Genomic DNA, 22,367 nt, shown 5'->3' with positions numbered 1-22,367 from the left:
CTGAAAAGGTGGATGATGAAGCTGTAAACATACTGTCCCAAAGTAAAAGAAGATTAACGAAACTTAAACTTCTTGCCAATTTTTTTGAAAATGCTAATATAATATCGATCTACATTAAAACCGATGTTATCCATCATCTTTTTCAGGAGAATAAAGCCCTTGATTACAGTAAGCTTGAATTGTTCCACCTTCAGTATACCGACAGCCTTATTGAGCTTCTGACGAAAATCAAAAGACAGAAGGAAAATGACATGCTGGCGGTCATCAATGAAATTGATGTCAACAACAAATATATTTCAGGTTTTGAAGAAAAACAGGCCGATGGTTTTGAAACGGAACGGAGAATGTACAGCGGTATATTTTCCAATCAGTTAAAAAGCCTGTATAAAGACCTTACGGAAGACAAGTTCCGGCTGAATTGGGAAAATGTGCTGTATTTCTATAAAAAATATGCAGCTGAATTCTACAAGACCGGGGTGGATGAAGAATTGCTGAAGTCGGGATCATTTCCTGCATATCAGTACCTCGACTATCAGGTGGAAAGGAAATTATTGGGAAGGCTTAATATCCAGAACTTTAAAGTCCGTTTTGTCTGCGGGTACAATATTTCGGGGAATGAGTATGAACTGTTCAAGTTATTTCAGACTGATGATTATTTTATCTTTGACATTGAAGGCAGGAAAATGTATCTGATTGATCCTAAAAAACTGGAAAAACTGGATATGATGCCCAATGAATCAAACCAGCAGACCCTTGTCCATCAGCTGAGAAGTAAAAATGAGAAGCTTGAGGAAACCATCAGCGAAAGAAAGAAAGTACTGCCGGACCAGGTAATTACCGTCTTGCAGGATTATCTGAGAAATCTGGAAAATGTAGACATCATGAGCAAGATATTCGACATTAATGAAGAAACCAATATCCTTCGTGCGATGCTGAATTTAAATCTTAATAATTAATAATGAAACCCAAACAAAACAGTAAAACCGTAAAATATTAGGTAGCGGTTTTGCAGGAAATAATAACACTAAACATCAAAATATGGCGATTAACTTACAGAAAGGTCAGAGAATTAACCTGACAAAAGAAAACGGAACGGCACTTACGCAGGCCTGTGTAGGAATCAACTGGGGAGCAATAGAGAAAAAAAGCTTCTTCGGCGGAACATCAAAAGAAGCTGTGGATCTTGACGGAAGCTGTATTTTATATGATTCAAATAAAAATGCTACGGAAGTGATCTACTTCGGTAACCTGAAATCAAAAAACGGATCTGTAAAACACAGCGGGGATGACCTGACAGGTGACGTGAACGGGGATGACGGGCTTGACAATGAAGTAATCACCGTAGATTTCAGCAATCTGGATTCCAATGTTGAACATGTTGCCCTGGTTTTAAACAGCTACAAAGGGCAGGATTTCGGAACCATTCCTTTTGCTTCGATCAGGATTTATGAAGGAACGCCTACCAATGTGAGGGAAGTGTTCGCCAAGTATGATATTGCCAATGATGCCTCTTTCAAGGGTCATGTGGCGATGGTCATGGGGGTATTCTACAAAAGAAACGGAGAATGGAAGTTCAATGCGGTCGGAGATCCTACAAAAGACAGGAAACTGGAGGAGACCATTGAAACTGTAAAGCAGAAGTATTTGTAAACATAGAAACGGTTAAATATTTTATCAGTATAAACAGAGGTAAGCATATTAATCAACAGGCTTAATCCGGTTTTTACTATTGATAAAATTTAAATATTAAATTCAGCAATAACTGTCTGTTGTACAGCTATTGCTTTTATCGTATCATAAGCACATTAGAAAGTGGACACACATCAAAGTATTTTAGATCTTCATCCCGGTCTGGTCTGGGGATTTGCGGTAACCGTGGTTATCATGTTGCTCCTTGACTTAGGGGTTTTCAATAAAAAGAGTCATGAGGTTTCCTCCAAGGAAGCGACTATCTGGTCAATTGTCTGGATCTCGCTGTCTATGGCTTTTTCCGGAGTGGTCTATTGGGTTTATAATTCAGATATAGGTCCCGGAAGCCATGCACTGGCGGTAGAGAAATTTACCCAGTATCAGGCAGCATACTGGATTGAAAAAGCGCTTTCAGTGGATAATTTATTTGTATTCATATTGGTTTTCGGGTTCTTTAAAGTCCCGAAATACCTTCACCACAAAGTGCTGTTCTGGGGTATTATCGGGGCCCTGATTTTCAGGGCGGTATTCATCTTTGCGGGAGTCGGCCTGATTAATCTGACCTACCTTCCTGAAATGAATATTTTCGGGCATCCGGTGAAGATTAATGTTGTGATGGCCCTGTTTGGCCTGTTCCTGGTCTATGCCGGAATTAAATCCTGGGGTGGCGGTGACGATGGTGATGATGAAGATTACAGCAATACCGCAGGGGCAAGACTGATTAAAAGATTCTGGAAGGTTTCCGATAATTACGTAGGGGATAAATTCTTTACCGTTCAGAACGGTATCAAAATGGCCACGCCGCTTTTAGTGGTGGTTGCGGTTATTGAATTTACGGATGTCCTTTTTGCAGTGGACTCCATCCCTGCGATCTTTGCCATCTCCAATGATCCGTTTATCCTATATACGTCCAATATTTTTGCGATTTTAGGATTAAGATCTCTGTACTTCCTGCTGGCGAACTTTATTCATATGTTCAGCAAACTGCCTTACGGGCTGGCGGTGATCCTGACCTTTATCGGTATCAAGATGCTCATTGCACCGTGGTTTCATATTTCGTCTCCTGTTTCATTGGGAATCGTAGGTGGAGTATTGGTCATCTCCGTTCTGTTATCAGTGATTTTCCCTGATAAAAAAGATGATGAAGAAAAAGAAGAAATCGGACAATAAAATTAAATAGAAAGGCTTTACGATAAGTAAAGCCTTTTTTTATGTATGCCTGAATTGATTAAATAAACAATGCACTTCCTGAATAATTACAGTTCGTAAAGCAGGCTTAGTATTTACTATTGGTATTTCAGCAGCTTGTTCATCTTACGCCGGGTCTGTATTGAAACTTTATACGCTTCATCCCTCAGCTTCTGGATTTTCCCTACCGGCTGAAAGAAAACTTTGTTTTCAAAAGGATTGAATGACAGCATTTCATTATCACAGGATTGAGCATCCAGCAGAGCGTTTTTATCGATTTTCACTTCCCCGATTTTGATGAAGGGCGACTTTTTCCATTCTACGTTCAGCTGGTTAACAGGCTGGTTCTTTAAATCGTAACAGATCTGGACCAAAACATCAGCGGTAAAGTTGTGATCGGTTAAATAATTTTCAACGGCATCCTTTATTTTTAATTTTTTCCCGAAATGCCGGTCGACAGACTGGGGTTTCAGTTTAATCTTCATCATATGGTCGCCCAGGCGGTATACGCCAACGGAATGAAAATCAAATGATAAGATGAAATCATTCCTTTTGTTCCAGAGTTTTATCATATTCTTCACAAAGGAGCCGGTAAAGGTGGAAGGGATTACTCTAATAATCTGAAGCATTAACGAAAAAGAGCTCCATTTCTTGACAAAGAACTGATTCACAGAAGTAAACAGTTTTAAAAAAGTACTCACGGAATTAATCGGGAATAAAGGAAAATTTACCAAAGGGTAATTGGCGATAAGTGTACCTTTACTGTCTTTTATCTTAACCGCAAAGCCATAGGCAGGAATATCTTTTTTCCCACGCGTAACCTTAAGGTGGGCATTGGAAAACCTGATTGTCAGGTCATATTTTTCCTGATCAAAAAACGGCTGGAATCTTTCAGGAATATTTTCAGCGATTAAAAATTCACCTTTTACAACCGCATAGGTCTTTGCATGCGCATTCCGGGTGGCATAATGGACATCACTGGTGGTTGGTGACTGTTCAACGAAATCTGAAATGCTCTTTTTATTGATTTCAAGAAGTTGCTCTTCGTCTGCAGTCAGCTTATCGTATTCTTTGTTATATTTTAATGGATCTGGCATTTAGTTTTTAAGTCCAATTATAACGCCAAGTTTTTAAAACGGTGTTAATAGAGTATTAAAGATATTTGAACTTTTAATGACTGAAGGTTAATATTAAAAGAAAGGAATTTAGAAGCCTGAAAATAAGTGTTTTATAAGATTGAAATAGAATTGTAATGGACAGCTTTCATTTTCCAATCTTTATCTTCCAGCCTTAAAAATACTATATTTGTAAAAAATATCAATTATGGGCGTAGCAGATATGTTATTTAAACGTAAAAAAGAGCAGGCAGAAAAGAACCTGAATGACGGTAAAGAGTATATGGAAGAATATGGCAAGCGCGAAACGGTAGTTCAGTTGCCGAGCGGCCTGCAGTATGAGATCATCAAAGAAGGAGACGGCGAAAAGCCGGGCCCGAGGTCTACCGTAAAATGCCATTACCACGGAACCACGATTTCCGGAAAAGTTTTCGACAGTTCCGTAAAAAGAGGAACTCCGGCTTCATTCCCTTTAAATAAAGTGATTAAAGGATGGACGGAAGCTTTACAGCTGATGCCAGCAGGAAGCAAATGGAGACTGATTATCCCTCCGCATTTAGCGTATGGAGACCAACAGATCAGTAAAGAAATCGGACCGAACAGCACGCTTGTTTTTGAAGTGGAATTGCTGGAGATTAAGTAACCTGACCTTAAAAATAGCTTAAAATTTACCTGGATTCCGGGTAAATTTTTTTATTTCCGTATTTTAGTCATGAGATTAATTAGAAACAACGAAGTGATCAAAGTTGAACATGGTTTGTCGTAATCGAAACCCGTCAGACTTTTAGTAAGTCTGAAGCGTGTAATGATAATACGGCGAAAACTGTATGATGACTTGATAAAATACAATGAAATGAAAAAGCTGATTTGCCTTTTAACGGCTTTCTTTATGCTGACTTCCTGTATTTCCAGAAAAAACCAGGCCATCAGGCAGAATATCCTGACTTTAAGAGACAGTTACTGCAAAGCACCCTTTAAATATAATTATTCAGATAAAATACCCTCTTACAATTCAGATTCCATTATTGCGGCCAACCATGAACTGACGGTAAATTTTTCTGATCAGAGCATCCTGATTTTAAATGCATTGGACAATCTGGATGAGGTTCATGAGATCATGGAGCTTAAAAAAGATACTTCCCTGGCTTCCCAGGTAAAGGTTTTACAGCTCAAAAGTAAAATCAACAGCAAAATAACCATTGCTTTAACGGAACTGGATGCGGTAGCTGCAGAATTTGACTGTGAAGGGGAACGGGTCGCGCAAATCGGACATTATGTGGATAACCTCAATGATTCCCGGAACAATAAATTGATTTTATATTCCATTATTACAGGAGCTGCCGCATCCATCGCAGGCGGGATTGTGAAGGATGATGCGTGGAGCAGTGCGATTGACATCGGCGGCGGTGCGCTGGGCGCTGGATTCGGTCTGGCCACCTTCAATCCGAAAGGAAAAAAAGTGGAATTCATTCACCAGAGGAACTTGTTGAGGGACATCTGGAAAGAAAGACTGGAATCCCCTAATTTCCCGCCTTTTATCTGGTACATGTACACGGAGAAAAAATTTTCTAATAAGGAAAAGCATTCCATTATCAGCAGTATGAAACAGAGATGGCTGCATTATCAGTTTGATGATGATCAGAACGCAGCAGACCATTCCGTTATTTTCAGTGACGGCGGATATTACCGTTCCGATGACCTGCACAACAGGGCGGCTATGCTGAACCAGATGCAGTCGGCAACCCGAACCATCAATCAGAACATTAATTATCTGCTGCTGGATCTTGATAAATTGATTTTATAGCTTCAGGCAAAGTTTATAAAGTCTGGAATGGAAACAATAATTTCTTCAGTTTTTAAGGTAAACATTTAGCATTTAAATCTGTAAATTGCGTCTGTTATTTTTACCCATGTCAGAATTAAGAAGAATCAGGGAAGAGCAGAACCTCACTCAGGAAGAACTGGCCGAAAAGTCAGGACTTTCCGTCAGGACGATCCAAAGGATTGAAAGCGGAATAACGCCCAAAGGATATACATTGAAAGCCTTGGCTTCAGGTCTTGGTGTTCATGAAAAAGATGTATTATCTCCGGAGGTTCATGAAGAAGAAGTTACAGATGAACAACCTGTCTTAATACAGGAAGAAACAGAGACTGTACATTACAGCCTGGTCAAAATAATTAATCTTTCCTCGATTCCTTTTGCATGGTTCCCGATTGCTAATTTCCTTTTGCCGTTGTTGATCATGCTGTTCACAAAACAGAAATCTTCAATGGTCAAACAGATTATTTCTCTCCAGATATTTTCAGCGGTTATAGCACCGGTTATATTTATGATTGTCGCTCTTATGAAACTCGGTTCAGGATCTGTTTTGATTACCATGATTCTTCTGGCACTGGCCAATCTGTATATAATCCTGAGAAATGCGTATGAAATTGATAAAAGGCAGAAGCTTTTTTATAAACTGAATTTCAATATGATATGATCCTGACAGGTAATTGTCGGGTCTTTGTCGGGTTGTTTTTTTAGCTAAAATCAAATAATTCCGAATCTTTGTCAAAAAAAATAAATGACAAAATGTTTTCGCTCCGGCATTCTTATTTTCTTCATGTTCATCGGAAGCCTGCAGGCCCAGATTGATAAAAAATCACCGCTGTTTTTAGAACTTAAAAAGCAGGACAGCCTCTTTTTTGAACGCGGGTTCAATAACTGTGATATGTTGTATCTGGAAAAATCAGTAGCCGGAGATCTTAAATTTTACCATGACAAAGGCGGCTTTCAGGACAAAAAAACGTTTTTGGAAAGGACAAAGCAGAATATATGTTCAAATCCCAACCAAAAGCCTATCCGTAAAGTGATAGAAAACAGCCTGGAGGTTTTTCCTCTGTATAATAACGGGGATTTGTATGGTGCGATACAGTCCGGGGAACATCAGTTTTATATCCGTGAAAAGAATAAAGAAGATCTGTTAGGTGGCCAGGCCAAATTCACCACAGTCTGGATAAAAAAAGAGGGAAACTGGATAATGAGTGAGGTTCTTAGTTATGATCATCATGAGCCCGGTAAAGCAAAAATAACGGATAATCTGGAGCAGCTGATGAAAGATAATAAGATCCCGACTTTAGGTTTAGGCGTTATTGAAGATGGAAAGCTGACCCAGATCAAAGTATACGGAACTCTTGACGGCAAAAAAACAGCGCCTTATAACAGCCTTTTTAATGTTGCGTCTTTGACCAAACCAATAACTGCAATGATTGCTTTACACCTGGTAAGCCTGGGAAAATGGAATCTTGATGAGCCGCTTTACCATTACTGGACCGATCCGGATATTGCAAAAGATCCAAGGCATAAAAAATTAATGACACGGTTGGTTTTAAGCCATCAGACCGGTTTCCCAAACTGGAGATGGCAGCGTAAAGATAACAAGTTAAGTTTTGAATCTGATCCGGGAACCCGATACCAATATTCAGGAGAGGGCTTTGAATACCTGCGGAAAGCAATCGAAAATAAATTTCATAAAAGTCTGGAACAGTTGGCCAAAGAACTTATTTTCCGGCCTCTGAATATGAATGACACCAGCTATGTCTGGAGTGAGAAAAAAGATTCGGAGAGAATAGTTACAGGTTATGATAAAAACAGGAAGCCTTACGAAACGGTAAAGAATAAAACAGCAAATGCAGCAGATGATCTTATCACCTCTGTAGAAGATTACGGTAATTTTTTAGCGGCTGTAATGAATAACGACCTGCTGTCACCAGCCGTTTTTGAAGCTGTAAAAACCAGGCAGGTTAAAATCAAACAGGATAAATATTTCGGGCTCGGCTTTGAAATATATGACCTTGGAAACAATGAGATTGCTCTTTCACACGGCGGTTCTGATAAAGGCGTCAACACCATTGCTTTTCTGTTGCCAAAGACGAAACAGGGACTGCTGATTTTCACTAATGTTGAAAATGGATATACCGTTTATGAAGCTGTCATCAATCAATACTTCGGAGAAACCGGGAGAAAGATTGTAGATATAGAAACTAAATAAAATTCGGAAAAATAGTGAAGTTAAATTTTAACTGTAATATTTTTTGTTACAATTTAAATTTATCTTACCTTTGTCAGGTAATCAGAATGAACAATACAAGATTTGCAACAGCAGTACATATCATGACTTTACTGGCAGACAGTTCGCAGGATTGGCTTACGTCCGAGTGGATGGCAGGAAGTATTAATATCAATCCTGCAATGGTCCGTAAAGAGCTGAGTGTTTTGAGGGAAGCCGGTTTAGTAACCAGCCGGCAGGGGAAAGAAGGAGGCAGCCGGCTGTCCAGAAATGCAGAAGCCATTACCATTGAGGAGATTTATGCTGCGGTGAAAAATACGGATGTTTTAGGGAAAAAGAACCTAAATCCCAATCCCCTCTGTCCGGTTGGAAAAGAGATCAATGATCATCTGAATAACCTGTTTACAGAAACAGATCAGCTGGTTACAAAATTTCTCGGGAATAAAACCCTTAGAGAATTTACGGATCATTTCAGTTAAATTTTTTTAGCTATAAATGTAACAAAATGTATTACAATTAATTTAAATAAAAAAGTATGAAAAAAGTAGCAGTAATCGGTGCCACAGGATTTGTTGGAACACAGGTGGTTAAAGAATTGTCAAACCGGGGATATGAAGTGGAAGCTATTGTAAGAGACGCTTCAAAAGTTGAGGAAAATGAAAAAGTGACGGCGAAAAGCGTTGATGTAAATCATGTGGAAGAATTGTCAGAAGCTTTAAAGGGAAATGATGCCATCATCAGTACATTCAATGCAGGCTGGACGAATCCAAACCTGTATGATGATTTCCTGAACGGTTCAGTGAATATTGAAAAAGCAGTAGAACAGTCAGGGGTAAAAAGGTTCATTACCGTTGGCGGGGCAGGAAGCCTGTTTATCGACGGGAAACAATTGGTTGACGGTCCGGATTTCCCTGCCGACATCAAGCCGGGAGCTACTGCCGCAAGAGATTATCTGGATAAAATTAAAGAAAATACGACATTAGACTGGACATTCTTCAGCCCGGCTATCGAAATGCATCCCGGAACAGCGGGCGTAAGAACGGGAAGCTACAGAACAGCCCTTGAAAACCCGGTATTTGATGAGAACGGACGAAGTGTACTGTCTGTTGAAGATGTTGCGGTGGCTTTAGTAGATGAGCTGGAGCAGAATAATCACATCCGTGAGCGTTTTACAGCGGCTTACTAAGACTTTTTATAGAATCGGCTTAAAAAATTACGGCGGCCTCGTTCTGAACGAGGCCGCCGTAATTCTGCAATATAATCATTTAATCTCTTTATAAATTCATAAACAATTTCGGATTCACAGGCGTGTTGTTTTTATGCACTTCATAATGAAGGTGCGGACCGGTGGAACGCCCGGAATTTCCTGATTTGGCAATTACCTGTCCTACTTTTATTTTATCATTCACTTTAGCTACCAGCTGGGATAAATGCCCGTAAAGCGTTGCCAGGCCGTTTCCGTGGGATACAATGACACAATTTCCGTAACCGCCTTTCTGCCCTGAGAAAATGACCGTTCCGGCCGCTGTTGCTACCACATCGGAACCGAAAGGGACCGCAATATCCAATCCTTTATGAAACTGCATCTGGTCAGCTTCTGCAGGGGCATTGTCTTTTTCTGCGGGCTTAGTAGCGGAAGCCACGGCTTTTGTAGGAGCATTCGTTACCGGAGCGGCAGCTACAGGAGCTGCTTTTGGCGTGACCATTACTTTCACCTGTCTTTTATCTCCGTAACTGTCGGTGACTTCAATAATTCTTTCCACAGGTTCAGCCTTTACTTCCGGGACAGCGGCAGGTTTTATTGTATTTCCCGTAACAGATTTCACAGAAGCAAAAACGGTTTTAAATGGAATCGGGTTTTTTCTGATCCCGAAATTCGATGAAATATATCCTTCGGTTGGCATTCCCAGAGGCACCTGCATCAGTTTCTTTTGAAGGTCCATCAGATACTGGCTGTAGCGGTTGGCCTGTTTAGCCAGGTAAATGGAATTTGAGATGCTGTCTTTGCTCAGGATCGTCAGCTTTTCATTAGGGACATCTTTAGATTTCAGGAAAGAATTAAGCTGGGTAACAGTCTGATCTACCAACGTAAGATCCGTTTTCATTTTTAAGTAATCGACACTGTCTTTTTCAGTGTTTATTTTAACAAGGTTCACTTCATAATTTTTGTCGTCCTTTTCAGAATACAACCTGGCAATGAACATGCCCTGTGCAAAAACTACCAGTAAAAGCCCTCCCAGAAGGATGTTTACGTTCCTTTTGCTGCTTAGAAAGTTTTTCATTTTTCTTCTCTTAGTATATTACAAAACGGTTTTAAGCCTGCAAATTTAATTAAAAATATATTTTACGGCATATTTTTAACAACACTTTAAGTATTTCTATAATTAACGGGGAATTAAATATTTAATTGTCTTTAAATATTAATTTTGTCTGAAAACAGATTTTATCATGGGCGGAAAGGCTTGCTTCAGTCTTTGTTTTAATATATTTGCAGTTCACATGTTTTATTATGGCTAAAAAGAAAACGAATACGGAATCTAATACGAAAAAAAGCAAAAATGATGTTGCGGTAGGCGTTGTCGGAAGCGGGAGTTTTGCAACGGCTATTGTAAAAATGCTTGTTGAAAACTGTAAAGTGGTGCATTGGTGCGTAAGAAGCGAATATGTAAAGGGAGCCATTGAGCAGAGAGGGCATAACCCCACCTATCTTACGGCAGTTAATTTCAATCTTAAAAATTTAAAGCTGACCACCGATATCAATGAGCTGGTTTCTGCCTGTGATACGATTGTGCTGGCGACACCTTCAATTTACCTTTCCGATATGCTGGAGAAGATGACCTGTGCGTACAAAGACAAGATTTTCGTTTCTGCCATCAAAGGGATTATCCCTAAAGTAAACGATGTGGTCGCCCATTACCTGAGAGATGAATTCAAGATCGGTTTCAGGAATCAGGCCGTGATTGCCGGGCCGTGCCATGCGGAAGAAGTCGCTATGGAGAGACTCTCATACCTTACGGTAGCAACCGTAGAAGAAGAGACCTCTCAGAAATTAGTGGATATATTCAATTCTGATTTTATTAAGATGCGTTCCAGCAAAGATATCCTGGGAAATGAATACAGCGCAATTCTTAAAAATATTTTTGCCATCGGGGCCGGGATTGCCAGCGGCCTGGGATACGGAGACAACTTTACAGCTGTTTTCGTTTCAAATGCAATTAGGGAAATGGAAACCTTTCTTGAAGCCATTTATGAAGCGCCAAGAGATGTTAATGAAAGTGCCTATCTGGGGGATTTACTGGTAACGGCCTATTCCCTGTTCTCAAGAAACAGGAACCTCGGAAACCTGATCGGAAAAGGCTATACCGTCAAATCGGCAATTCAGTCTATGAACATGGTGGCAGAAGGGTATTATGCGGCAGATTCTATTTATAAAACCTCGAAGGAAAAAGGATTGACCCTTCCGATTATCGATACCATCTACGGAATCCTGTATGAAGGAAAAAATGCGGAAAAGCAATTCAAAAAGCTCACAACAAAGCTTAATTAATTCAGGCAGACGACTTTTCCGGCTTGGTTTCTTATATTCTTAATGCTGTTTTTTCAATAGTATATTCTGTACTGTACTCCGGAGTCAGACAATCGGGTGCACTTTTGCTTATAAAGTTGAAAACGGAATTAAAATGAATCATGGTAATGACTTAGGCATTAGCATGTTTTTGAGGTCCAATTACTTTATCTATGCCGGATAAGGAATGTTTGTTTTCATATAAAATAACACTGTTAAAATTTTTAAACAAGTCTTTACTCTGAGAACTTTTCACGAAATTTGATATCATCAATTCAAATTTTAAATTATGTCACAATCGCTTACAAGCAGAACGCCAAAACCGAAATACGACATTGTTCTTATCGGTGGCGGAATTATGAGTGCCACTTTAGCTACTTTATTACATGAATTCAATCCGGATCTGGATATTGCCATATTTGAAAGACTGGGCAGGTTTGCCAAGGAAAGTACCGCAGCCTGGAATAATGCAGGGACCGGGCATTCCGCATTTTGTGAGCTTAACTATACGCCCGAAAAACCTGACGGAACCATTGATATTTCAAAAGCGGAAAGTATTGCGGAACAGTTTGAGATTTCAAAACAGTTCTGGTCTTATTTAATTACCAAAGGATATATCCAGGAGCCTAAAGACTTTATCAATTCATGTCCGCACATGAGCTTAGTATTCGGTGAAAAAGATGCTGAATATTTAAAAAAGCGTCATGAAAAAATGTCGGGCTCAACGCTGTTCAAAGAAATGCAGTTTTCTACGGACCATGAAAAGCTGAAAGAATGGATTCCTCTGGTGATGAGCAAAAGAAATCCTTCAGAGGTGATGGCGGCTACAAAAATGGACCTGGGGACAGATGTCAATTTCGGGACCCTGACCAGAAAAATGGGCAGGCATCTGCTGGAAGATTCCAATGTTGAGGTATTCCTATACCATGAAGTCAAAGATATCGATCCGAAAGAAGACGGAACCTGGGAAATGAAGGTGAAAGACAGGATCCACAACCATAAACAGGAAGTCGAGGCTGATTTCGTTTTCATCGGTGCAGGAGGGTATGCGCTGCCCTTGCTGGAAAGTTCCGATATCAAAGAAAGTGAAGGCTACGGGGGATTCCCGGTTTCCGGAGAATGGCTGGTTACTCATAACCAGGAGCTGGTGGAAAAGCATCAGGCAAAAGTATATACCCAGGCTACTGTTGATGCGCCGCCAATGTCTGTTCCTCATCTGGACCTTAGGATTATTGATGGCCAGAAAGCCCTGCTTTTCGGACCTTTTGCCGGATTTTCAACAAAATTCCTGAAAGAGGGCAGCTATCTGGATCTTCCTGAAAGCGTCAATACAAAAAACTTAAAATCGCTTTTCGGAGCATGGTGGCATAACATCCCGCTGACAAAATATCTGGTTCAGCAGGTGGCGATGACGAAAGCACAGAGAATACAGCATTTAAGAGAATTTATTAAAGATGCCAAAGCGGAGGACTGGGAATTGAAAGTAGCCGGACAAAGGGTCCAGATCATCAAAAAAGATGAAAAAACAGGCGGCAAGCTGGAGTTTGGTACTGAAGTGGTGGTCAACAAATCGGGAACCATTGCTTCCCTGTTAGGTGCCTCTCCCGGTGCCTCTACAGCAGTTTATGCCATGCTGAATGTCCTTGAAAGATGCTTCCCTGAAAAACTGAACGGAGAATGGAAAGAGAAATTATTGGAAATGGTTCCTTCCTATGGGCAAAAACTTTCCGGAAACCCTGAACTTACTGAAAAAGTAAGGAATTATACGAAGGAAAAATTAAAACTTGAATATTAAACATCAGTAATAAGCAATGGGCAATATGTAATAATCAATTATCTTTACTGATTACTTATTGTCCATTACTTATCATTATCATTGAAATGTCTGATACCCTTGTAAAACCGGTCATCGTAAAAGAACTTCTGGAATCCCTTAAGGCAAAAATAGAAGAGAAACAGCAGGTGATTGTCCATTGCTGTTTCCCGGCATCACCGTTTTTAGGAAACCTGATCAGGATCTGGAATACCACTTATCTTCTGGATAACCAGTCTGAGCACAAGAGCCGGCTGATTCATGCTGAAAATATTACCATTTATCCGAATTGGACCCCCGTACCTTTCATGAGGGACTTTTGGTTCACCCTGGTTTTTTCAGGACTTCCTAAGGGTTGTAAAAGTTTTGATTTACAGGAGGTTATTCCTGAAGAAGGCGGTTTTTTTGTAGAATCAATTAAAAGAAATTCATCCGATGTGTATCGTGTGAAAATCTCCGAATCTTATTAAATACTTCGTTAATTTAACGGTACAGCTGCAAAAGCAGTCTTGATTTAAAATTTTATCAATTCGGGAAAAGCTTAACCTAAAAACCAAAATATGAAAATTAAAATTCTGTCTTTTATAATGATGCTGTTTTTCTTTGGAAATATGTCTGCACAGGAAATGAAAAAGCATCTTTATAAAGGCAACATTGATAAATATCCGGTAACCTTATATCTTGTTGAAGAAATCTCAGGATGCCCGACCACTCATTACAGCGGCATGTATAAATATGACAACGCAAGCCAATGGCTGTATCTCGAAATTTCCGACGATGAAGAAAATAAACTGGTCATGGTGGAAGGGGGAATTACCGGAATCATCAGTGTAAAAAGAAACGGTGAACATTTTACGGGTTACTGGATTTCGCCGGACGGAAGTAAAAAACTAAATGTAAATCTCAAAAAAGTTCCGGCCAACAGCAAAACCATGCAGTCTTACGAAGAACAATATGATCAGGTAAGTTATGAAATGAATGATTGTTAATACAAACTTTCAATGCTGTCGGACATTAAAACTAAACTATTAAAAAATTAAACTTTAATAAGTTCAATCAATGAAAAATTACCTGTTCATCTTTTTACTGTTCCCGCTGATTATTTTTTCACAAAAGGCTTCTAAAGAAGACCTGGAAGTGAAAAAATTTCAGAAAGCACTGAACGAAAAATATCTGGATCCGAAAGAAACGCCTTTGCGTGGAGATCATTTTACGGATTTTAAAGCACATCCTTTCTTTCCTGTTGATTTAAAATACAGGTTTACTGCAAAATTTTTAAGAACGGAAAATGCAGAACCTTTTGATCTTCCCACTTCATCCGGCAAAACAAAACCTTACAGGGAATATGGTAAGGCCACCTTTACTTTAGACGGGAAATCATATACTTTAACCCTATACCAAAGCCTGGATTTAATAAAACAGGCAAAATACAGGGATCATCTTTTCCTTCCTTTCCGGGATATGACCAATGAAAAAGAAACCTATGGCGGCGGAAAATACCTGGACCTTACCATTCCGAAAGGCAATACCATCGTACTGGATTTTAATAAATCCTATCACCCCTATTGCGCGTATAATGCCTATGATTACAACTGTCCGATCGTGCCTGAAGAAAACAGGCTGCCGGTAGAAATTCGTGCCGGGGTTATGTATGAGGATAAATACCATTGATCTATGGTGAGCCTCAGGTTTTACAGTGAAAAAGATTTTCCGGATGTTAATTATATCCTCGATCAGGTTCAGACGGGATATACTTCCACGGCACCGCTTGCATTAAACAGAATCTCCGAAAGACACACCGGATTGGAATTTGCCGTTACGGTTTTCAGTAATAAAAAGCCTGCCGGATTTCTCACCCTGGATTTTGGAGACGATAAATTTGATTTAACGGTAAACCCGGATTCTGTATTGTTGAGGTCTTTATCCGTTAATCCGGAATTCCAGGGCAAAGGAATAGGGAAATCCCTTATGCTGCAGATCGATGATTTTATCCGGGAAAATTTTAAAAACTGCAATGAAATTGTCCTGGCTGTCAACCGGGACAATAGTTCAGCGTATGAATTGTACCGTAAAGCAGGATATCACGATGAAGGCAGGACCCGGATGGGCAGAAAAGGCCTGCAATATCTGATGTATAAGAAACTTTAAGAAATTTTTAATCCCTATTTTCATGTTTGGCGTGATCCTTTCTTCTAAATTTGGGTAATATCAAATTATAAAACATGGAAATCTCTCTTCAAAATCAGGTAGCGGTAGTCACAGGAAGCTCCAGTGGAATCGGCTCCGGAATCGCAAAATCACTGGCTTCAGCCGGCGCAACTGTGGTAGTTAACCATTCCTCTGAAAGGTCAGCCGGTGAGGCCGAAGCCGTTTTAAAAGAAATTACCGAAGCCGGCGGAAAAGGAATCGTCTACCAGTGCGATGTTTCCAAAGAAGATCAGGTGATAAAAATGTTTCAGGATACCGTTTCACAATTCGGGACCGTGGATATCCTGGTCAACAACGCAGGCGTGCAGAAAGATGCCAAATTTACTGAAATGACCCTCGATCAGTGGAACACGGTTATCGGGATCAACTTAACAGGTCAGTTTCTTTGTGCCAGAGAAGCCATCAAAGAATTTCTCCGCCGTGGTATCGATACTTCGCGTTCCGTAGCCTGCGGAAAAATTATTCATATCAGTTCAGTGCACGAAATTATCCCCTGGGCAGGCCATGCCAACTATGCTGCCAGCAAAGGAGCGATCAGGATGCTGATGCAGACACTGGCTCAGGAATATGGAGCGGATAAGATCCGTGTCAATTCCATTTGTCCCGGTGCCATTCAGACGCCGATCAATAAGAGTGCCTGGAGTACTCCCGATGCATTAAACTCATTGATGAACCTCATCCCTTACAACAGAATCGGGCAGCCCGGGGATATCGGGAACCTTGCTGTTTTCCTGGCAAGTGACCTGGCAGATTATATTACCGGAACCAGTGTTTTCGTTGATGGCGGGATGACCACGTTTGAGAGTTTTTCAACAGGAGGATAGATTCGGGCGCACATTTCCGGCTTTCACTACTCGCTTTTTTATGCCCGGCATTTCCGCAGCTTACAAAAAGAGCTCAGACATGCCGTTCAATCCGGGGCGCAGAGAGTAAATAAAAGAAAAGGAGGCATTTGATGCTTACGAAGCAATATTATTTAAAGATTTATGAAAGAAAAAGACCGGTTAGCAGATGTTTCATGGAAAAAATGGGGACCCTATGTAAGCAACAGGGAATGGGGGCTTGTACGTGAAGATTACAGTGAGAACGGTGATGCCTGGAACTATACCAACCATGATACGGCAGAAGCCAAGACCTACCGTTGGGGTGAAGAAGGGATCTGTGGGATCTGTGATGACCTGCAGAAGCTGGTTTTTTCCGTTGGATTCTGGAATAAAAAAGATAAAATGGTCAAAGAAAGGTTTTTCGGTCTTTCCAACGGGCAGGGCAACCACGGTGAAGATGTCAAGGAATATTTCTATTATCTTGATTCTTCCCCAACGCATTCTTATATGAAGATGTTATACAAATATCCTCAGAACGCTTTTCCTTATGAAGATCTGATCAATACCAATGCTGAAAGAACCAAGCAGGATCCTGAATACGAACTTATCGATACCGGAATTTTTGATCAGAATGAATATTTTGATATTTTCATAGAATATGCAAAAGAAAGTCAGAATGATATACTGGTTAAACTCACCATTGTCAATAAATCTGGAAAAGAAGCCCCGCTGACCATTTTGCCCACCGTCTGGTTCAGAAATACCTGGAACTGGGGATATGATTCGTACAGGCCGCAGATGAATTCCGAAAGTCCGGATAGGATTAGCGTCAGCCATAAAGATCTGGAGGTTAAAAATATCTATGCCCGTCAATCGGGAAGGGTTCTTTTTTGTGATAATGAAACGAATAATGAGTACCTGTACCAATGCCCCAATGCAACAACGTACAGCAAAGACGGCATCAATGACTGTATCATTAACGGGAATACCCAGGCAGTCAATCCGTATAATACAGGAACCAAAGCATCATTTTTATTAGAAGAGATATTTCAGCCGGAACAAACAAAAATTTTTGAATTCAGGATTTCGGACCAAGACCTGTTACAGCCTTTCAATGACTTTGAAAATATTTTTGAAGTCAGAAAACAGGAAACGGATGAGTTTTATGAGGAAATTCAGGACGGCATAGAAACGGATGATGAAAAAATGGTTCAGCGCCAGGCTTTTGCAGGGATGCTCTGGAACAAAATGTTTTACCATTATAATGTTGAAAAATGGCTGAAAGGCGATCCGGCACAGATGCCTCCGCCAAAGTCACGTGAGAAAATCCGGAATTCCGGATGGAAGCACCTTAACAATGAGCATATTATTTCAATGCCGGATAAATGGGAATATCCCTGGTATGCTACCTGGGATCTTGCTTTTCATGCGATCAGTTTCGCACTGATTGACCCTGATTTTGCAAAACATCAGCTGAAACTCTTTCTTTTCGAATGGTATATGCATCCGAACGGGCAGCTTCCAGCTTATGAGTGGGATCTGAGTGACGTAAATCCTCCGGTTCATGCCTGGTCAGTCTTCCGGGTTTTCAAAATTGATGAATATCTAAAAGATGAACCGGATATAGAATTCCTGGAAAGTGCATTCCAGAAACTGCTGATAAATTTCACATGGTGGGTCAATAAAAAAGACAGCAACGGGAATAATATTTTTGAAGGCGGCTTTCTCGGACTGGATAATATCGGTGCTTTTGACCGTAACGTGGAACTGCCTAACGGCGAACATCTTGAACAGTCTGACGGGACAAGCTGGATGGCGATGTTTGCCTTAAATATGATGAGAATCGCCCTTGAACTGGCCCTGTATAATAAGGTATATGAAGAGATGGCCATCAAGTTCTTCGAACATTTTCTTTCCATTGCAAACTCTCTGGACAATATGGGTGAAGAATGCTTTAGCTTGTGGGATGGGCAGGACGAGTTTTTCTATGATGCGATTTCTTCAAGAGACGGTAATCATATGTATCTGAAATTAAGGACGATTGTTGGTCTAATCCCGATGTTCGCGGTTGAGGTAATCGATGATGCCATGATTGAGAATCTCCCGAATTTTAAAAAAAGGATGCAGTGGGTACTGGAAAACAAGCCGGAACTCGCCGCTTTGGTTTCCCATTGGGAAGTAAAAGGACAGGATTCCAAGCATCTGCTTTCGCTTCTCAGAGGACACCGGTTGAAAAGGCTGCTGCACAGGATGCTGAATCCTGAAGAATTTTTAAGCGACTTTGGGGTTCGTGCCTTATCGAAGGAATATGAAAAGAATCCTTATACTTTGCAATTAAACGGAACCGATTATACTGTTAAGTATACTCCTGCAGAAAGCGACAGTTCGCTTTTCGGAGGGAACAGTAACTGGCGCGGCCCGGTCTGGTTTCCGATTAATTTTTTAATTATTGAAAGCCTGCAGCGTTTTTTCTTTTATTACAGTCCCGATTTTCTGGTAGAATATCCTACAGGAAGCGGAAAGTATCTGAACTTAGATGAGATTGCCGATGCTTTGAGTAAACGGCTTTCAAATTTATTTTTAAAAGATGAAAACGGAAACCGCCCTTTCAACGGACAATACCCGAGATTTCAGACCGATCCCGATTTTAAAGACTATATCCTGTTTTATGAATATTTTCACGGGGACAACGGCCGTGGAGTAGGGGCTTCCCACCAGACGGGATGGACCGGCCTGATCACTAAAATCCTGATGCCCCGGTTTTCAAAAAAGAAAATTGCAGAATCGGAAACGGAATTACCAAATGATGCGAAATGATCATAAGGTCAAAATATGGCTGAACATCAACCGGAGACTTTTAATTCTTTCTGATTTTTAAGTATGATTTTTAATTAAAGTTTAGACCTGTTTAAATTCAGCATTGAAACCTTAATAATTCGATTTAATCAAATATCTGCTGGATTACTTCCAGCGAGAGCGGTGTCTGGAAATCCGTGATATGATAATGATAATACACCAGAAGGCTGTCTAAAAAATCTTTTCTGTAAGCCGACGGGATTTTGATGCGATAAGGGTCTGTGCTGGAAAGAATCATTTTCCATACTGCAGAAATAGCTTCTCCGAACAACTGGTGCATAGGTTGAGCAGTAAACGTTCCGGTTTCAGGGTCAAGGAAATTCCCGGGATTCAGCAGAGGTGCAACCCCCTGGATTTTTAAAATCTTAATGAGAAAAATGTAATGCGACTGATAATTCCGGTTTTCCAGTTCATCAATAAACTCATTAATACTGAAGAAAATATTGTGATTTTTATTTTCATGCCTTAAATTCTGATTTAAAAAATCTGAAATAAAGAATACGACGGTGCTGCATCTTATATCTGTGTAAATATCATTGCTTTTTACCAGCTCAAATTTTGAGATGGTCTGTATGCCGTTTCCTTTTACCGGAAGCAGAGAAAAACTCAAATGGCCTAATGGCAGGAGCAGGGCTTTTTTCTTATTTTTTTTTGTATAGATTCCTTTTAAAAAGTAAGACTGGAAACCGTCTTCTTCTGTAAAACAATGCAGAACCGCGTCATTTTCACCATATTTTATGTAGGACAGTAAAAAACCGTTTTGTGAATTCATTAATTGACTACCGCAATCTTAGCCGTTGCTTTATCAGATCCGTCTTCATTAGTCATGAGTACAAAATACACTCCTGAAGCCACTCTCGAGCCTCTTTGATTATTAAGATCCCATTCATAGTAACCCCCTCTTGCCACTGCAGAGTGTATTACATTCCCGGCTGTATCAGCAATTCTGATATTGGTCACTTCTGCTAATCCTTTGATGGTTACTTTCCCTTTGAAATTATTGTATACTACAGGGTTCGGGTACACCAGAACATTACCGAAATCTGAAGTAACATCAGCAACATCCCCCTGATAGGTTACAATTCCGTCATAAGAAACGAAGTATACCTTTCCGGTTTTTCTGTCCACTTTGATATCCGTAATCGAATTGGTAGGAAGCGGGGAATTTTCTTTCGTAAAATGTTTAATAGTCTGTTGTCCGTCGGCAGATACATAGTACACGCCGCCGCCGTCTACAGAAACCCATTTATGATCTCCTGCATCTACTTCAATCTGAAGAATCTGGGAATCTCTGAAAAGTTCTTCGCCAAGGCCGTTTTGTTCGATAATGATAGGCTCAACAGTTGCGGTAGCTGGGCTCTTTACGGCTGAAACCGCATTGGGTAAAACCCTTAAACCGACATCTCCGCCGATCCATGCATCTCCTGATTTATCAATGGCTACCGAAATTGTTCCTCCGGAGTTTGAAGCAAAACCATTGGCCTGGGTTAGAATATATTCTTTATCATCAGAAGTATTTACGGTCTTGTTCGCATCATAGGCTATAAAGTTATTTACTCTCGGAGTAGGAATCCAAAGTAATCCTTCATAATAGAGTGCTTTTTGTGCCGCCCCTAAATTCTGGTTTGTATTTTTTATCAGAAAATCATCAGTAGCTCTGTCATAGGCACCGATAGCTGTAAACGGTCCGAATGCTGTTCCGTCATTCGAAAAAGCAATCGTCACAAATAAATTATTTGAATCATCAAATGTAAGACCTACAGCCCGCCTTGCGGTAATATCATTGGTACCAAGATTGTAATTTTTAGTAAATGTAAAATCTTTACTGCCAGAATTGTACTTCATTTTATAAACACCACGTCCGCCTGCAGTAGTATAGTTTGTAAAAAAAACATCATCGGCATTCACCGGATCAGAAACTACATCCAGTACATTAAATCTTGTGGTGTTTCCAATAAAATAGGAAGGATAAATCCATTCCATTCCGTTAAAATAATAGAATCCCGGATTTTTGGGATTTATAACGCCTGTATTGAACCTTCCCTCTCTTCTTCCGGTAGAAACCAGGATCTGATTTTCACCGTACAGACTGATCTTATACGCATAGTTTAAATAAGGGCCATCCGGCTTGAAAGAATTGCTGCTTTCATTTTTTATCCCTGACAGAACCGTTCCTCCGTACACACTGCTTCCGACCGTAGTAGCCGTATTGCAGTCTTCTCCGAAACTGACCGTATTGTTGAAGTTGCCGTTCGTATTGAATGTATACACCCTGTTCAGATCCGTTACAATAATATTATTGGTATTTACCACGATGTCACGGACATTGCTGAAGTTCTGTGAAAGAGCTGCCGGAGTTCCGCCGTTGTAAACATATCCTGTGGTCGCTGAAGAAAAGCTTAACACACCTTCCGAATCAATATGTTTGAAAGAGCCCGCCATGTCAGTCGTCCATGTTGTGAATACCGGGAAAGTAGTATTCATTTCATGGCTTTTCAATCCGGTATTGGTTACCGCATAGACTTTATTCCCGAAAATCGTTGCTTCATTGCTTGCTTCATAGACACCGCCGGATAAAAAGAATGCTGAATCTTTAAATTCTTTTTTCTTCAGATCAAATATTGAAACACCGTAGCCTGCGGAAATAACAGCCAGGTCTCCTGTAATGGAAATATGATTGATGCTTTTACTTCCGCTATATCCCGTTGCAATCGGAATATCAACTACATATTTTACTCCATCCGGAGAAACCACATCCAGAGATCCGTTTTGGTATCCGATTAAAGCAACTTTCGTCTGGGAATTGTAATCAAAAGCTGAAATTTTTACTTCATGCAGGCCGTTGGCCTTTGAAAGCTTGGTAATTTCGCCGGTTGAAATAGTATAATAGAAGATTCCGTTTTCTGCTGCTGCAACGAGTTTTCCATTATCCTCCTTCATGGCCAGAACGTTATTGTAAGAAAACAGGTCTGCCCATTTTTTTGAAGAAATAGTCTGTGCATTTGCCAACGGCAGAGATGCCAGAATACCAAGAGAAATTAAAGAGAGTTTTTTCAT

Annotated in this window: 21 protein-coding genes; 17 read left to right on the top strand and 4 right to left on the bottom strand. The window is 40.3% G+C overall.

The window, feature by feature from the left end:
- The first annotated feature begins 8 nt into the window (after positions 1 to 8).
- The 3 genes from H561_RS0108905 (at position 9) to H561_RS0108895 (ending at position 2,859) form a co-directional block, all read left to right on the top strand.
- Positions 9 to 956 carry a hypothetical protein gene (locus tag H561_RS0108905; RefSeq protein ID WP_027386681.1) on the top strand — a complete coding sequence of 316 codons (948 nt, stop codon included), beginning with the start codon at positions 9 to 11 and terminating at the stop codon, positions 954 to 956.
- Between the two features lie 82 nt (positions 957 to 1,038).
- Positions 1,039 to 1,650 (top strand): TerD family protein, encoded by a 612-nt coding sequence (locus H561_RS0108900; RefSeq protein WP_027386680.1) that lies wholly within the window; start codon positions 1,039 to 1,041, stop codon positions 1,648 to 1,650.
- Positions 1,651 to 1,812: 162 nt separating this feature from the next.
- Entirely contained in the window at positions 1,813 to 2,859 is a 1,047-nt protein-coding gene (locus H561_RS0108895) for a TerC/Alx family metal homeostasis membrane protein (protein WP_027386679.1), read from the top strand.
- Between the two features lie 116 nt (positions 2,860 to 2,975).
- Here the strand turns inward: H561_RS0108895 and H561_RS0108890 are convergent, their stop codons facing one another.
- On the bottom strand, positions 2,976 to 3,974 hold the full coding sequence (locus H561_RS0108890) for a catalase family protein (RefSeq protein ID WP_027386678.1): 999 nt from the start codon (positions 3,972 to 3,974) through the stop codon (positions 2,976 to 2,978).
- 226 nt (positions 3,975 to 4,200) lie between these two features.
- Between H561_RS0108890 and H561_RS22300 the strand changes: the two genes are divergently transcribed.
- The 6 genes from H561_RS22300 (at position 4,201) to H561_RS0108860 (ending at position 9,230) form a co-directional block, all read left to right on the top strand.
- The gene (locus tag H561_RS22300) at positions 4,201 to 4,635 is read left to right on the top strand and encodes an FKBP-type peptidyl-prolyl cis-trans isomerase (RefSeq protein ID WP_051349344.1); all 435 of its coding nucleotides are present in this window, start codon (positions 4,201 to 4,203) and stop codon (positions 4,633 to 4,635) included.
- Between the two features lie 210 nt (positions 4,636 to 4,845).
- Positions 4,846 to 5,796 (top strand): hypothetical protein, encoded by a 951-nt coding sequence (locus H561_RS0108880; RefSeq protein WP_027386677.1) that lies wholly within the window; start codon positions 4,846 to 4,848, stop codon positions 5,794 to 5,796.
- 106 nt (positions 5,797 to 5,902) lie between these two features.
- Positions 5,903 to 6,475, top strand: a complete 573-nt coding sequence (locus H561_RS0108875) for a helix-turn-helix domain-containing protein (protein WP_027386676.1) — start codon at positions 5,903 to 5,905, stop codon at positions 6,473 to 6,475.
- Between the two features lie 84 nt (positions 6,476 to 6,559).
- Positions 6,560 to 8,026: a serine hydrolase gene (locus H561_RS0108870; protein WP_027386675.1), complete on the top strand. Its 1,467-nt coding sequence runs from the start codon at positions 6,560 to 6,562 to the stop codon at positions 8,024 to 8,026.
- Between the two features lie 86 nt (positions 8,027 to 8,112).
- Entirely contained in the window at positions 8,113 to 8,523 is a 411-nt protein-coding gene (locus tag H561_RS0108865) for an Rrf2 family transcriptional regulator (RefSeq protein ID WP_027386674.1), read from the top strand.
- 56 nt (positions 8,524 to 8,579) lie between these two features.
- The gene (locus tag H561_RS0108860) at positions 8,580 to 9,230 is read left to right on the top strand and encodes an NAD(P)-dependent oxidoreductase (RefSeq protein ID WP_027386673.1); all 651 of its coding nucleotides are present in this window, start codon (positions 8,580 to 8,582) and stop codon (positions 9,228 to 9,230) included.
- 88 nt (positions 9,231 to 9,318) lie between these two features.
- Here H561_RS0108860 and H561_RS0108855 read toward each other — a convergent pair whose 3' ends face one another.
- Positions 9,319 to 10,326, bottom strand: coding sequence for a M23 family metallopeptidase (locus tag H561_RS0108855; RefSeq protein WP_027386672.1), 1,008 nt, complete (start codon positions 10,324 to 10,326; stop codon positions 9,319 to 9,321).
- Positions 10,327 to 10,553: 227 nt separating this feature from the next.
- Here H561_RS0108855 and H561_RS0108850 point away from each other — a divergent pair, with 227 nt between their 5' ends.
- From H561_RS0108850 to H561_RS0108810, 8 genes are all read left to right on the top strand, one after another.
- Positions 10,554 to 11,591, top strand: a complete 1,038-nt coding sequence (locus tag H561_RS0108850; RefSeq protein WP_027386671.1) for an NAD(P)H-dependent glycerol-3-phosphate dehydrogenase — start codon at positions 10,554 to 10,556, stop codon at positions 11,589 to 11,591.
- Between the two features lie 307 nt (positions 11,592 to 11,898).
- Positions 11,899 to 13,404, top strand: a complete 1,506-nt coding sequence (mqo, locus tag H561_RS0108840) for a malate dehydrogenase (quinone) (RefSeq protein WP_027386670.1) — start codon at positions 11,899 to 11,901, stop codon at positions 13,402 to 13,404.
- An 86-nt stretch (positions 13,405 to 13,490) separates the two neighbouring features.
- Complete coding sequence (locus H561_RS0108835) at positions 13,491 to 13,892, top strand: hypothetical protein (protein ID WP_027386669.1); 402 nt, start codon at positions 13,491 to 13,493, stop codon at positions 13,890 to 13,892.
- Between the two features lie 90 nt (positions 13,893 to 13,982).
- The gene (locus H561_RS0108830) at positions 13,983 to 14,411 is read left to right on the top strand and encodes a hypothetical protein (protein ID WP_027386668.1); all 429 of its coding nucleotides are present in this window, start codon (positions 13,983 to 13,985) and stop codon (positions 14,409 to 14,411) included.
- 70 nt (positions 14,412 to 14,481) lie between these two features.
- Positions 14,482 to 15,093 (top strand): DUF1684 domain-containing protein, encoded by a 612-nt coding sequence (locus H561_RS0108825; protein ID WP_027386667.1) that lies wholly within the window; start codon positions 14,482 to 14,484, stop codon positions 15,091 to 15,093.
- 3 nt (positions 15,094 to 15,096) lie between these two features.
- The gene (locus H561_RS0108820; RefSeq protein ID WP_027386666.1) at positions 15,097 to 15,570 is read left to right on the top strand and encodes a GNAT family N-acetyltransferase; all 474 of its coding nucleotides are present in this window, start codon (positions 15,097 to 15,099) and stop codon (positions 15,568 to 15,570) included.
- A gap of 74 nt (positions 15,571 to 15,644) precedes the next feature.
- Entirely contained in the window at positions 15,645 to 16,454 is an 810-nt protein-coding gene (locus H561_RS0108815; protein ID WP_027386665.1) for a glucose 1-dehydrogenase, read from the top strand.
- A 162-nt stretch (positions 16,455 to 16,616) separates the two neighbouring features.
- Positions 16,617 to 19,271 (top strand): MGH1-like glycoside hydrolase domain-containing protein, encoded by a 2,655-nt coding sequence (locus H561_RS0108810; protein ID WP_027386664.1) that lies wholly within the window; start codon positions 16,617 to 16,619, stop codon positions 19,269 to 19,271.
- Positions 19,272 to 19,395: 124 nt separating this feature from the next.
- Here H561_RS0108810 and recO read toward each other — a convergent pair whose 3' ends face one another.
- A complete protein-coding gene (gene recO, locus H561_RS0108805) occupies positions 19,396 to 20,082 on the bottom strand; it encodes a DNA repair protein RecO (protein WP_027386663.1) in 687 nt (228 codons plus the stop codon).
- On the bottom strand, positions 20,082 to 22,367 hold the full coding sequence (gene porZ, locus H561_RS0108800; RefSeq protein WP_027386662.1) for a type IX secretion system anionic LPS delivery protein PorZ: 2,286 nt from the start codon (positions 22,365 to 22,367) through the stop codon (positions 20,082 to 20,084). The genes recO and porZ overlap by 1 nt, the downstream gene beginning before the upstream one ends.

It is taken from the genome of Chryseobacterium gregarium DSM 19109 (assembly GCF_000430845.1).
Lineage (GTDB): Bacteria > Bacteroidota > Bacteroidia > Flavobacteriales > Weeksellaceae > Chryseobacterium > Chryseobacterium gregarium.
Note: the sequence above shows the minus strand (reverse complement) of the source record. Positions and strands in the feature narration are given on the sequence as shown.

Coding starts and splice junctions, on each gene's coding strand:
- H561_RS0108825 (WP_027386667.1), top strand. CDS start 14,482: ATGAAAAATTACCTGTTCATCTTTTTACTGTTCCCGCTGATTATTTTT.
- H561_RS0108900 (WP_027386680.1), top strand. CDS start 1,039: ATGGCGATTAACTTACAGAAAGGTCAGAGAATTAACCTGACAAAAGAA.
- H561_RS0108860 (WP_027386673.1), top strand. CDS start 8,580: ATGAAAAAAGTAGCAGTAATCGGTGCCACAGGATTTGTTGGAACACAG.
- H561_RS0108820 (WP_027386666.1), top strand. CDS start 15,097: ATGGTGAGCCTCAGGTTTTACAGTGAAAAAGATTTTCCGGATGTTAAT.
- recO (WP_027386663.1), bottom strand. CDS start 20,082: ATGAATTCACAAAACGGTTTTTTACTGTCCTACATAAAATATGGTGAA.
- H561_RS0108835 (WP_027386669.1), top strand. CDS start 13,491: ATGTCTGATACCCTTGTAAAACCGGTCATCGTAAAAGAACTTCTGGAA.
- H561_RS0108880 (WP_027386677.1), top strand. CDS start 4,846: ATGAAAAAGCTGATTTGCCTTTTAACGGCTTTCTTTATGCTGACTTCC.
- H561_RS0108865 (WP_027386674.1), top strand. CDS start 8,113: ATGAACAATACAAGATTTGCAACAGCAGTACATATCATGACTTTACTG.
- H561_RS0108810 (WP_027386664.1), top strand. CDS start 16,617: ATGAAAGAAAAAGACCGGTTAGCAGATGTTTCATGGAAAAAATGGGGA.
- H561_RS0108815 (WP_027386665.1), top strand. CDS start 15,645: ATGGAAATCTCTCTTCAAAATCAGGTAGCGGTAGTCACAGGAAGCTCC.
- porZ (WP_027386662.1), bottom strand. CDS start 22,367: ATGAAAAAACTCTCTTTAATTTCTCTTGGTATTCTGGCATCTCTGCCG.
- H561_RS0108875 (WP_027386676.1), top strand. CDS start 5,903: ATGTCAGAATTAAGAAGAATCAGGGAAGAGCAGAACCTCACTCAGGAA.
- H561_RS0108890 (WP_027386678.1), bottom strand. CDS start 3,974: ATGCCAGATCCATTAAAATATAACAAAGAATACGATAAGCTGACTGCA.
- H561_RS0108830 (WP_027386668.1), top strand. CDS start 13,983: ATGAAAATTAAAATTCTGTCTTTTATAATGATGCTGTTTTTCTTTGGA.
- H561_RS0108870 (WP_027386675.1), top strand. CDS start 6,560: ATGACAAAATGTTTTCGCTCCGGCATTCTTATTTTCTTCATGTTCATC.
- H561_RS0108850 (WP_027386671.1), top strand. CDS start 10,554: ATGGCTAAAAAGAAAACGAATACGGAATCTAATACGAAAAAAAGCAAA.
- H561_RS22300 (WP_051349344.1), top strand. CDS start 4,201: ATGGGCGTAGCAGATATGTTATTTAAACGTAAAAAAGAGCAGGCAGAA.
- mqo (WP_027386670.1), top strand. CDS start 11,899: ATGTCACAATCGCTTACAAGCAGAACGCCAAAACCGAAATACGACATT.
- H561_RS0108855 (WP_027386672.1), bottom strand. CDS start 10,326: ATGAAAAACTTTCTAAGCAGCAAAAGGAACGTAAACATCCTTCTGGGA.